The following is a 12,077-nucleotide window of genomic DNA, read 5'->3' as shown; positions in this document are numbered from 1 at the left end:
ACGCGCCTAAATCGCGCGAAAACGCAGCCGGGTAAACCCCGACTATTCGACCGAGCGGCCTTCCGGACCAGACATGTCAAAGCCCAGATGACGCGCGACAGTAAAGATGTCCTTGTCGCCGCGGCCACACATGTTCATGCAGATGATATGATCCTTGGGCAGCTCTGGCGCGATCTTGGCCACATGCGCCAGGGCGTGTGAGGGCTCAAGCGCAGGGATGATGCCTTCGGTTTCACAACAAAGCTGGAAGGCTTCCAGCGCTTCCTTGTCCGTAATGGCGACATATTCCGCACGGCCGATCTCATGCAGCCAGGCATGCTCCGGGCCGATGCCCGGGTAATCGAGCCCCGCCGAGATCGAGAAGCCTTCAAGGATCTGGCCGTCATCATCTTGCAACAGATAGGTCCGGTTGCCGTGCAACACGCCCGGGCGCCCGCCCGTCAGGGATGCACAATGCTCCATCTTCTGATTGACGCCCTTGCCGCCCGCTTCGACGCCTATGATGCCCACCTCCTTGTCATCGAGGAACGGGAAGAACAGACCCATCGCATTGGACCCTCCTCCAATCGCCGCGATGATCGTGTCGGGCAAACGGCCTTCGGCCTCCATCATCTGCGCCTTGGCCTCCTTGCCGATGATGGCCTGAAAATCACGCACCATGGCCGGATAGGGATGCGGGCCCGCGACAGTGCCAATGCAATAAAACGTATCGCGCACATTGGTCACCCAATCGCGCAGCGCATCGTTCATCGCATCTTTCAGCGTCCCGCGACCCGAAGTCACCGGGATGACTTCGGCACCAAGCAAGCGCATGCGGAAGACATTGGGCGCCTGGCGCTCTACATCGTGGGCGCCCATATAAACCACGCATTTCAGGCCAAACTTCGCACAGACCGTCGCCGTGGCCACGCCATGCTGGCCCGCGCCCGTCTCCGCGATGATCCGGCTTTTGCCCATGCGCCGCGCGAGGATGATCTGGCCCAGCACATTGTTGATCTTGTGCGCGCCAGTGTGATTGAGCTCATCGCGCTTCATGTAGACTTTCGCGCCGCCCAGGCGCTCAGTCAGTCGCTCTGCGAAATACAAAGGGGACGGGCGACCCACGTAATGGGTCCACAGATGGTTCATCTCGTCCCAGAAGCTCTGATCCGTCTTGGCCTTCTCATATTCCTCTTCCAGCGAGAGGATCAGCGGCATCAAAGTCTCGGAGACAAAGCGGCCTCCAAACTTACCGAACCGACCACTTTCATCAGGGCCAGTCATGAATGAGTTGAACAGATCGTCGGCCATGGGGTCCCTCCCTTGCGGATCAAAGGTTGTTCTAGGGCGCGGCGCGCGCCTTGACCAGCACTTCCCGGCCTCTCGTCAAAAATATCTAAGAGCCGCCGCAAACACGGGTATGACCGGGCAAGACTGCCGTTTCACTCAATATCCCAGTCGTCATCCGAGGCAAGCGCGCCTATGGCCAGCCACGAAATCCGTACCCGCGCCACCCGCGTGTCTGACCATGTGCAAAACACCGCGTCAAACCCGTCCTGATCGATGCGTTCTGCCTTGAGATCCGCGCGGGGATTGGTCTGTTGATCAAGATCGAACAGCGCCAAAGACAGATGAACCGAGGGCGCTTGTTTGAACGGCGCGGAAAAGGTAATCCGCTTTCGCACTTCCCGAGGACCTTCGCCGGTCCACATGTCGCCATCAACGTCATGATGCGAGAAGAGCGCTTCGTTGCCCTGATCCACACCAATGGCGCCTGTCGTCAACCGCTTCATCCTGCAAAGCTCCAAGACCTGTCAGACAAAGAAAAAGACGCGCTCCAAAACGAAACGCGTCCTTTCAAAATGAGCTTTTCTGCCGAGAGATCAAGCGCTGGCTTTGAGACCGATCTCGCTGGCGAGCGCTGTCATGTCGGCCAGCAGTTTCGCGGCATCATCTGCCGCTTCCGCCGCTGCGCCATCCACCGCCGCCTTGGCATCGGCGAGCATTGCATCGACATCGTCCTGCGTCACGTCCGCCTTGGGCAGAGCGCGCTCCGCCAAAACCGTGACACCCGCCGCACCGATCTCGGCAAAACCGCCAGTCACGAGGTATTCCGTTGTCCCGTTGCTGCTCTCGGCTTTCAGGATACCGGGGCGCAGCGTCGTGATCGTCGGAGCATGATCGGCCATGGCTGTCATGTCGCCATCGGCGCCCGGGATCTGCACAGCGGTCACCTCGAGCGACGCAAGGCTGCGCTCAGGGCTTACCAGATCAAATTGCATGTCTCTCTCCTCGAACTTGAGGCCCGCGACACACCCGAAGTGTGGCGCGGGAGTTTAGACTTAAGCAGCTTCCGCAGCCATCTTCTCGGCTTTGGCGATCACCTCGTCGATGCCGCCTACCATGTAGAAGGCACCTTCGGGCAGGTGGTCATACTCGCCGGCGACAACGGCCTTGAAGGACGCGATTGTGTCTTCCAGCGGAACCTGAACACCATCAGAGCCGGTGAAGACTTTCGCCACGTCGAAAGGCTGCGACAGGAAGCGTTGGATCTTCCGGGCGCGGGCCACAGTGAGTTTGTCTTCTTCCGACAGTTCGTCCATGCCGAGAATGGCGATGATGTCTTGCAGAGACTTGTATTTCTGCAGGATCTGCTGAACGTCGGAGGCCACTTTATAGTGCTCTTCCCCAACGACCTGCGGGTCCATCAGACGCGAGGAGCTGTCGAGCGGGTCCACGGCCGGGTAGATGCCAAGCTCGGAGATCGCACGCGACAGAACGGTCGTGGCGTCCAAGTGCGCAAAGGTTGTCGCAGGCGCGGGGTCGGTAAGGTCGTCCGCAGGCACATAGACCGCTTGGATCGATGTAATCGAGCCCTGCTTGGTGGAGGTAATGCGTTCCTGCATCGCACCCATGTCGGTGGCCAGTGTCGGCTGGTAGCCCACAGCGGAGGGGATACGACCCAAGAGAGCGGAGACCTCGGAACCGGCTTGTGTAAAGCGGAAGATGTTGTCCACGAAGAACAGAACGTCTGTCCCGGACTGGTCACGGAATTGCTCCGCAAGTGTCAGACCTGTCAGAGCCACACGAGCACGCGCACCGGGAGGTTCGTTCATCTGGCCGTAGACCAGGGCCACTTGGCTGTCTTCGAGGTTGTCAGGCTTGATCACGTTGGATTCGATCATCTCGTGGTAAAGGTCATTGCCCTCACGGGTCCGCTCGCCCACACCGGCGAACACGGAATAGCCCGAGTGCACCTTCGCGATATTGTTGATCAATTCCATGATGAGAACGGTCTTGCCCACACCGGCACCGCCGAAGAGGCCAATCTTACCGCCCTTCGCGTATGGCGCCAGAAGGTCAACAACCTTGATGCCTGTCACGAGGATCTCGGATTCTGTGGATTGCTCGGCAAACTCCGGCGCATCCTGGTGAATAGCGCGGCGCTCGGTGGCCTCAACAGGACCGCCTTCGTCTACGGGCTCGCCCACAACGTTGAGGATTCGACCCAGGGTGGCGTTCCCCACGGGGATCGAAATCGGCGCGCCCGTGTCGGACACTTCCTGACCACGTACGAGACCTTCCGTCGCGTCCATCGCAATGGTGCGGACGGTGTTTTCACCGAGGTGCTGGGCCACTTCGAGGACAAGGGTCTTGCCGTCGTTCTCTGTGTTCAGCGCGTTCAAAATTGCAGGCAGATGGTCGTCGAACTGAACGTCGACAACGGCGCCGATGACCTGGGTCACTTTGCCTTTTGCGTTAGCCATTGATGTTATCTCCAGTTCTTAGAGCGCTTCCGCGCCCGAGATGATTTCGATCAGTTCGTTGGTGATCACGGCCTGACGCGAGCGGTTGAACTCGATGGTCAGCCGGTCGATCATTTCGCCAGCGTTGCGTGTCGCGTTGTCCATGGCGGACATCCGCGCGCCCTGCTCCGATGCGCCATTCTCAAGCAACGCCGAGAATATGGCCGTCGCCACACCGCGCGGCAAGAGATCTGCAAGGATCGCCTCTTCGCTGGGCTCATAATCGTAGAGCGTTGTGGCGCCGTCAGCGTCACCCTCTGCCTCGAAAGCGGCCGGGATGATTTGCTGAGCCGTGGGGATTTGCGTCACGACGTTTTGGAACTTCGAGTAAAAGATCGTCGCCACATCAAATTCACCGCCATCGAAACGGGCCAGCACGTCTTTGGCAATGCCTTGTGCGTCGCCGTAACCGATCCGCTTGACTTCTGTGAGGTCCACGTGACCGACGAAAAGATCGCCAAGGTCGCGCTTGATCGCGTCACGACCTTTCTTGCCCACGGTCAGGACCTTGACGGTCTTGCCCTTGGCTTGAAGCTCCGCAGCATGATTTCGTGCCAGCTTGGCGATGTTGGCGTTGAAGCCACCGCAAAGACCACGCTCGGCAGTCATTACGACAAGCAGATGCACCTGATCCGACCCGGTGCCCGAAAGCAGCTTGGGTGCGCTATCAGACCCACCAACCGATGCGGCAAGCCCTGCCATTACGGTATTGAACCGCTCTGTGTAGGGCCGCGCCTGTTCGGCAGCTTCTTGGGCCCGCCGCAACTTCGCGGCGGCCACCATCTGCATGGCCTTGGTGATCTTGCGGGTCGATTTGACCGACTCGATCCTGTTTTTAAGGTCCTTCAGGGAAGGCATGGGTCAGCCCCTCCTTACGAGAACGTCGCGGCAAATTCGTCGAGAACCGCTTTCATCTTGTCGACAGGCTCACCCTTTTTGAACTTGGGATCTTCGTCGGCAATCCACTGCAGGAAGTCCGCTTTCTGTCCACGCAGGAAGGCGAGGAAGCTCGATTCCCAGCGTCCAATATCGGCGACTTCAACACTGTCGAGGTAGCCGTTGGTACCTGCGAAAATGATGCACACGATCTCTGCGTTCGTCAGCGGCGAGTATTGCGGCTGCTTCATCAGCTCGGTCAGGCGCGCGCCACGGGCCAGCAACTGCTGGGTTGCGGCGTCGAGGTCGGAGCCGAACTGGGCGAAGGCTGCCATTTCGCGATACTGCGCGAGGGACAGCTTCACCGGACCCGCCACAGAGGCCATCGCGTCGGTTTGGGCCGAGGAGCCCACACGCGAGACCGACAGACCAGTGTTCACCGCGGGACGAATGCCCTGGTAGAAAAGCTCGGTCTCAAGGAAGATCTGGCCGTCGGTGATCGAGATCACGTTGGTCGGAATAAAGGCCGAGACGTCACCGCCCTGAGTTTCAATGATCGGCAGAGCCGTCAGCGAGCCCGCGCCATTGTCTTCGTTGAGCTTCGCGGAACGCTCGAGGAGCCGCGAGTGGAGGTAGAAAACGTCGCCCGGATAGGCTTCACGACCCGGCGGGCGACGGAGCAGCAGGGACATCTGACGATAGGCAACCGCTTGCTTGGAAAGGTCATCGTAGATGATCAGCGCGTGGCGGCCATTGTCACGGAAATGCTCGGCCATGGCAGTCGCGGCATAAGGCGCCAAGAACTGCATCGGCGCGGGGTCGGAGGCAGTGGCCGCGACCACGATCGAGTACTCAATCGCACCGGATTCTTCGAGGCGTTTCACCAGCTGCGCCACAGTGGAGCGCTTTTGGCCCACGGCGACATAGATGCAGTAGAGCTTTTTGCTCTCATCATCGCCTGCGGCTTCGTTGTAGGATTTCTGGTTCAGGATCGCGTCGAGAGCAACAGCTGTCTTACCTGTTTGACGGTCGCCAATGATAAGCTCACGCTGGCCACGGCCAATCGGGATCATCGCGTCGACGGACTTGAGGCCTGTGGCCATCGGCTCGTGCACGGATTTACGCGGGATGATGCCCGGCGCTTTCACGTCCGCAACAGAACGCGTGGATGTCTCGATAGGACCTTTGCCGTCGAGCGGGTTGCCCAGACCGTCCACAACACGGCCGAGCAGCGCGTCGCCCGTGGGAACGTCCACAATCGCGTTTGTGCGCTTAACGGTGTCGCCTTCTTTAATGTCGCGGTCGGAGCCGAAGATCACAACACCGACGTTGTCGGTCTCAAGGTTGAGCGCCATGCCGCGGATGCCGCCAGGGAACTCGACCATCTCACCGGCCTGAATGTTATCGAGACCGTAAACGCGGGCAATACCGTCGCCCACGGAGAGCACACGGCCAACCTCAGCAACTTCAGCTTCAGAGCCGAAGTTCTTGATCTGCTCTTTCAGGATCGCAGAAATCTCTGCTGCTTGGATACCCATTTATCCGACCTCTTTCATAGCATTTTGCAGGGAGTTGAGCTTGGAGCGGATCGACGTATCGATCATCTTCGAGCCCACTTTAACGACAAAACCGCCGATGAGGCTTTCATCGACGGTGACATTTACTTTGACATCTTTGCCAACGGACGCCTTGAGCTGCTTGGCGAGCGCATCGGACTGAGCTTTCGTCAGCGCTTGAGCGGCCGATACCTCTGCCGTGACTTCGCCCTTGTGATCGGCGATTGCCGCGCGCAGCTGTGCAACGAGTTGCGGCAGAACAAACAGACGACGTTTCTGCGCCATCAAGCCCAGCACGTTGCCCATCACCGGCAGCAGTTTCATTTTCGAGGCAACCGATGTGATCGCGGTTTCCTGTGCATCGCGCGCATACACGGGCGACGAAATCAGGTCACGCAGGTCGGCGCTTTCATCGAGTGCGGCTGCAAGATCGTCGAGATTGGCTTCCAGCTTTGGAAGCTCCTTGTTCTCGAGCGCAATCTCGAACACCGCGGTGGCATAGCGTTCCGCGATGCCGGAGGAGATCGAAGCTGGTTCTGACACGTCCACCCTTCCGCTGTCTGGCCCCGTTGTCATCGGTCAATCTTCACCGACGGAGGCGTAGTTTTGGCCTCGCGTGTGTGCAAGGCGCCAAAATCAGGGGGGATGTAGCAGAGGCTTTGCAACCTCGCAACACGAATGGCGCGATTTAACCATCATGGAATAAGTCGTAATTTCAGATGGTTAATCGGGATGCGACCTATTGCGCAAATACGAGCATAAGAAAACGTCGCCTAATTCATGAATTTCTCACGATTCTTATCGCCAAAACCGCCGAAACTGCGATTGCTGCAGTGCCGCATGAGGTGCAGACCCAGAGGCCCATGCATCTTAAACGGGTTTGACTTCAGGCGATGGCGTCAGGATGCCGAAACTGGGCCGCGCACGCTCGCCTGCACCCCGTGGGCGCGGAGGGTACTTCTTCGTCGCCTCGACCATCAGCACGCCACCCGCCATAACGCCGGGGATTTTTTGTCCTGTCTGCTCCCAAAAACCCGATGTCTTGCGCCAGATCTTTCGCGTCGACGGTGGTTGATAGAGCAAGGAGGCGTGATCCCCGGGGACGAAGTCGTGCCATTTGAGCTGGCTGTCGAGTTGGCTGGACGAATAGGGTCGGCCAAACCCAAAAGGTGTCGTCTCGCTCCGCGCCCAAAGCCCGGACCGGTTCGGCACGATAAACACCACACGTCCCCCCGGCCCCAAAACGCGGTAGATCTCATCGAAGAGAGGCGTCGGGTGTTCCGATGAATCGAGCCCGTGCAGCACAACGAGCCGGTCAATATGGCCCGTCTCGACAGGCCAGCGCACTTCTTCCGTCAATACAGAGACATTCGGCTGACCGGCCGGCCAATGGATCACCCCTTGTTGCGCGGGCATCAGCGCCATCACCCGGCGGGCATCGCTCAAAAACGGTCGCAACAGAGGGGCTGCGAAGCCAAAGCCCGCGACCGTTCGTCCTTTCGTATCGGGCCAGACCTGCCGCAGCTTGTCCCGCAGCACCTTTTGAACGGCACGCCCAAGAGTGCTCCGGTAATAAAATGCGTGCAGGTCTTGTACATCAAGATGCATTGCAGCTTGCGCCTTCCTGGGTCAGACTTCGAACATCTTAGATCAAGGAGCGCACAGAACACCATGGCTTTGGACCTCGTCACGATCCCCTGTCTGTCAGATAATTATGCGTATCTGATCCACGATGCTGAAAGTGGCGAAACCGCATTGATCGACGCGCCCGAAGCGGCCCCAATTCTGGCTGAGCTGCAAAGGCGCAACTGGACGCTGGATCACATCCTTCTGACCCATCACCACGATGATCATACCGGGGCCGTTGCAGACATTCTGGCAAAAGCGCCCGCCAAGGTTTGGGGGGCCGCGGCTGACGCACATCGGCTGCCCGAGCTGAGCCATTCTGTTCAGGACGGCGATACGCATGCCCTGTGTGGCGAAGAGATGATGGTCATGGATGTCTCGGGGCATACCATCGGCCATGTTGCCTTCTATTTCGCCCAATCCGGCCTCTTGTTCAGCGCAGACTCGCTTATGGCGTTGGGCTGTGGTCGCCTCTTCGAAGGCACCGCCGCGCAAATGCATGCAAGCCTGAGCAAACTCGCGCAGCTGCCCCCTGACACGCTTGTCTGTTCCGGCCACGAATACGCCACAAGCAACGCCGCCTTCGCGCGCACTATTGAACCGGACAACGCGGAGCTTATCTCTCGTACAGACGCCATCGCAGCCGCGCGCGCTCACGGGCGAGCGACTGTTCCCTCAACCCTCAGCCTCGAGCTGGCGACCAACCCGTTTTTGCGCGCCCATATACCGGACGTACAGGCACAAATCGGCATGAGCGGCCAGGATCCCGTTGATGTCTTCGCCGAGATCCGCGCCCGCAAAGACAGGTTTTAATGTGACCAAATTCACCGCCACGACACGATTTGTGATCGGGAATTGTCAGAAAAAACTTGAAGCCGGCCCGCTGTCGACCAAACTTTAACTTTAAGAGGCCACGGTTGATCAGGTGACACTGCCTGAAGACCCAAACTAGAAGGAGCACCGCGACGTGCCTTCATTCTCGAATACACTTGAGCAGGCGATCCACTCGGCTTTGGCGCTCGCCAACAGCCGCTCCCACGAGTTTGCCACGCTCGAACACCTGCTGCTTGCGCTGATCGATGAGCCCGATGCGAGCCGTGTGATGAAAGCATGCTCTGTTGATACCGAAGAGCTCCGCCAGACATTGGTTGAATTCGTCGATGATGATCTCAGCAACCTTGTCACTGATATCGAAGGGTCCGAAGCGGTTCCCACGGCGGCTTTCCAGCGTGTCATTCAACGCGCCGCAATCCATGTGCAAAGCTCTGGTCGCACAGAAGTCACAGGCGCAAATGTGCTGGTCGCAATCTTTGCCGAACGCGAAAGCAATGCAGCCTACTTCCTGCAAGAACAGGACATGACGCGCTATGATGCCGTGAACTACATCGCACACGGTGTTGCGAAGGATCCTGCATATGGTGAAGCCCGCCCGGTGCAAGGCGCCGAGGAAGAGGAAACCATTACGCCAGAACCCCAAGGCGAGCAAAAAGAAAGCGCTCTTGGAAAGTATTGCGTAGATCTCAATGCCAAGTCGCAGGCTGGAGATATCGATCCTCTTATCGGACGTGATCATGAGGTGGAACGCTGCATTCAGGTGCTGTGTCGCCGCCGCAAGAACAATCCCCTTTTGGTGGGAGACCCCGGCGTCGGCAAAACGGCCATTGCAGAAGGCCTGGCCCGCAAGATTGTTGCAGGAGAGACGCCCGAGGTTCTGTCCAATACCACGATTTACTCGCTGGATATGGGCGCTTTGCTGGCCGGGACCCGCTATCGCGGTGATTTCGAAGAGCGCCTCAAGGCCGTTGTGACCGAGCTTGAAGATCACCCGGACGCCGTGCTGTTCATTGATGAAATCCACACGGTCATTGGCGCGGGCGCCACATCAGGCGGCGCAATGGACGCGTCCAACCTGCTCAAGCCCGCACTTCAGGGCGGCAAGTTGAGAACGATGGGGTCGACGACATATAAGGAATTTCGTCAGCACTTCGAGAAAGACCGTGCGCTGTCAAGACGGTTCCAGAAAATCGATGTGAATGAGCCATCGGTCGAGGATTCTGTAAAGATCCTGCGAGGCCTGAAGCCCTACTTCGAAGAGCACCATGGTGTGAAATATACGGCCGATGCTGTCAAAACCGCCGTTGAATTGTCCTCGCGCTATATCAACGACCGTAAATTGCCCGACAAAGCCATCGACGTCATCGACGAAGCGGGTGCGGCCCAGCACCTGCTGGCGGAGAGCAAGCGCAAAAAGACAATCGGGACCAAGGAAATCGAAGCCGTCGTGGCGAAAATTGCCCGTATTCCTCCGAAGAACGTCTCGAAAGACGATGCCGCGGTGCTCAAAGATCTCGAGAAGTCGCTCAAACGCGTGGTCTTCGGACAAGACGATGCCATCGTGGCCCTCTCCTCCGCGATCAAGCTGGCGCGTGCCGGTCTGCGCGAGCCTGAGAAGCCAATCGGAAACTACCTCTTCGCAGGTCCAACCGGCGTCGGCAAAACTGAAGTTGCGAAACAGCTGGCAGCGACTTTGGGTGTTGAGCTGCTGCGTTTTGACATGTCTGAATACATGGAAAAACACGCCGTCTCACGGCTCATCGGCGCACCTCCCGGCTATGTCGGTTTTGACCAGGGCGGCCAATTGACAGATGGCGTGGATCAGCATCCGCACTGCGTGCTATTGCTCGACGAGATGGAGAAAGCACACCCGGACGTCTACAACATCCTGCTCCAAGTTATGGATCATGGGTCCCTGACCGATCACAATGGCCGCACGGTTGATTTCCGCAATGTCATTTTGATCATGACCTCCAACGCCGGGGCAGCCGAGCAAGCCAAAGCGGCAATCGGGTTTGGCCGGGATCGCCGTGAAGGCGAAGACACAGCCGCAATCGAGCGGACGTTCACGCCGGAATTCCGCAACCGTCTGGACGCGGTGATCTCCTTCGCACCCTTGCCGAAGTCGGTCATATTGCGTGTGGTCGAGAAGTTCGTGCTCCAGCTGGAAGCTCAGCTCATGGATCGTAATGTGACGATTGAATTGACCAAGCCGGCGGCGGAATGGCTTGCCGACAAGGGCTATGACGACAAGATGGGCGCCCGCCCGTTGGGTCGTGTGATCCAAGAGCACATCAAGAAGCCGCTGGCAGAGGAATTGCTGTTTGGCACGCTTGCCAAAGGCGGTGTTGTGAAGGTTGCCGTGAAGGACGGCGAGTTGGACTTGAGCTTGTCCGGTCCGGACAATCCGCGCCTGTCCTCCAAAAAGAAGCCGCCTCTTCTCACAGCAGAATGAAACGCAGCCTAACGGCTATGATCCTGATCTCCGCCGCAGCCAGTGCTTCGGCGGAGGTTTTGCTTGAGTGGCCCGTCGACTGCAAGTTGGGCGACACCTGTTACATACAGAATTACGTCGACACGGACCCGGGTCCGGGCTGGCAAGACTTCATGTGCGGCGCCCTGAGCTATGACGGGCACAAAGGCACCGACATCGCCCTGCCGCTTCGCAATAGCATTGAAGACCGTGTTTCCGTGAGAGCCGCCGCGCCGGGCATTGTCACCGGGGTGCGCGACGGGATGGCGGACGACGTCTATCGGGGCGGTGACCTTGAGGGACGTGACTGCGGGAATGGCGTGGTCGTGACCCATGCGGATGGGTGGGTCACGCAATATTGTCATCTGCGCAAAGGCTCCGTCACTGTTGCGCAAGGCGCGTCCGTTGCGGCTGGTGACCCATTGGGCGACATTGGTCTCTCAGGACGTACCGAATTTGCACATTTGCATCTCTCAATCCGTAAAGACGATGAGGTCGTGGATCCGTTCAGGCCCGACGGGGCTCAGACCTGTGGCCCATCGGATCAAACGCTTTGGGCTGGCGACGTCCAATACAAAGCGGGCGGACTTCTGGATATCGGGTTCTCGCGCTCAGTCCCGGAGTATGATGATGTCAAATCAGGCCTTGCCGCACAGCAGATCGCCCGAGACGCCCCATTGGTCCTTTTTGGCTTTGGGTTCGGCGCGCAGATCGGTGACGTGATGCGACTATCCATTACAGGACCCCGCGGCCTCGTTTTCGAAACTGAAGCCGAGCTAGACCGCAACAGGGCCCAATTCTTTCGTGCGGGCGGAAAACGCGCGCCTGCCGAAGGATGGCCTCCGGGCACTTACACAGGTGACATCACGCTGGTGCGCCAAGGCACACCCATCGATACAAGAACGATCACCGCCGCGCTGCGATAGA

11 protein-coding genes are annotated in these 12,077 nt (G+C 58.6%); 3 read left to right on the top strand and 8 right to left on the bottom strand.

What is annotated here, in order from left to right; all coding sequences use genetic code 11:
* Nucleotides 1-42 precede the first annotated feature (42 nt).
* The 8 genes from trpB to ACP15S_RS16945 form a co-directional block, all read right to left on the bottom strand.
* Complete coding sequence (trpB, locus tag ACP15S_RS16980) at nucleotides 43-1,290, bottom strand: tryptophan synthase subunit beta (RefSeq protein ID WP_425040814.1); 1,248 nt, start codon at nucleotides 1,288-1,290, stop codon at nucleotides 43-45.
* 131 nt (nucleotides 1,291-1,421) lie between these two features.
* On the bottom strand, nucleotides 1,422-1,772 hold the full coding sequence (locus ACP15S_RS16975; RefSeq protein WP_425040813.1) for an H-type lectin domain-containing protein: 351 nt from the start codon (nucleotides 1,770-1,772) through the stop codon (nucleotides 1,422-1,424).
* Nucleotides 1,773-1,862: 90 nt separating this feature from the next.
* A complete protein-coding gene (locus ACP15S_RS16970) occupies nucleotides 1,863-2,261 on the bottom strand; it encodes a F0F1 ATP synthase subunit epsilon (protein WP_425040812.1) in 399 nt (132 codons plus the stop codon).
* Between the two features lie 60 nt (nucleotides 2,262-2,321).
* Nucleotides 2,322-3,746 carry a F0F1 ATP synthase subunit beta gene (gene atpD, locus ACP15S_RS16965; protein WP_425040811.1) on the bottom strand — a complete coding sequence of 475 codons (1,425 nt, stop codon included), beginning with the start codon at nucleotides 3,744-3,746 and terminating at the stop codon, nucleotides 2,322-2,324.
* Between the two features lie 18 nt (nucleotides 3,747-3,764).
* Complete coding sequence (locus ACP15S_RS16960) at nucleotides 3,765-4,643, bottom strand: F0F1 ATP synthase subunit gamma (protein ID WP_425040810.1); 879 nt, start codon at nucleotides 4,641-4,643, stop codon at nucleotides 3,765-3,767.
* Between the two features lie 14 nt (nucleotides 4,644-4,657).
* Entirely contained in the window at nucleotides 4,658-6,199 is a 1,542-nt protein-coding gene (gene atpA / locus ACP15S_RS16955) for a F0F1 ATP synthase subunit alpha (protein ID WP_425040809.1), read from the bottom strand.
* Complete coding sequence (locus ACP15S_RS16950) at nucleotides 6,200-6,766, bottom strand: F0F1 ATP synthase subunit delta (protein WP_425040931.1); 567 nt, start codon at nucleotides 6,764-6,766, stop codon at nucleotides 6,200-6,202. It lies immediately after the preceding gene.
* 321 nt (nucleotides 6,767-7,087) lie between these two features.
* A complete protein-coding gene (locus ACP15S_RS16945) occupies nucleotides 7,088-7,825 on the bottom strand; it encodes a class I SAM-dependent methyltransferase (RefSeq protein WP_425040808.1) in 738 nt (245 codons plus the stop codon).
* A gap of 63 nt (nucleotides 7,826-7,888) precedes the next feature.
* On the opposite strand from ACP15S_RS16945, the gene gloB reads away from it, so the two are divergent.
* The 3 genes from gloB to ACP15S_RS16930 all read left to right on the top strand — a co-directional run bounded on the left by gloB (nucleotide 7,889) and on the right by ACP15S_RS16930 (nucleotide 12,076).
* Complete coding sequence (gene gloB / locus ACP15S_RS16940) at nucleotides 7,889-8,656, top strand: hydroxyacylglutathione hydrolase (RefSeq protein ID WP_425040807.1); 768 nt, start codon at nucleotides 7,889-7,891, stop codon at nucleotides 8,654-8,656.
* Between the two features lie 154 nt (nucleotides 8,657-8,810).
* Complete coding sequence (gene clpA / locus ACP15S_RS16935; protein WP_425040806.1) at nucleotides 8,811-11,132, top strand: ATP-dependent Clp protease ATP-binding subunit ClpA; 2,322 nt, start codon at nucleotides 8,811-8,813, stop codon at nucleotides 11,130-11,132.
* Nucleotides 11,129-12,076 (top strand): M23 family metallopeptidase, encoded by a 948-nt coding sequence (locus ACP15S_RS16930; protein WP_425040805.1) that lies wholly within the window; start codon nucleotides 11,129-11,131, stop codon nucleotides 12,074-12,076. Before clpA ends, ACP15S_RS16930 begins: the two co-directional genes overlap by 4 nt.
* The last annotated feature ends 1 nt before the right edge of the window (nucleotide 12,077 follow it).

Origin of the sequence: Primorskyibacter sp. S187A, assembly GCF_049800955.1 — a bacterium.
Lineage (GTDB): Bacteria > Pseudomonadota > Alphaproteobacteria > Rhodobacterales > Rhodobacteraceae > JAKVBH01.
Note: the sequence above shows the minus strand (reverse complement) of the source record. Positions and strands in the feature narration are given on the sequence as shown.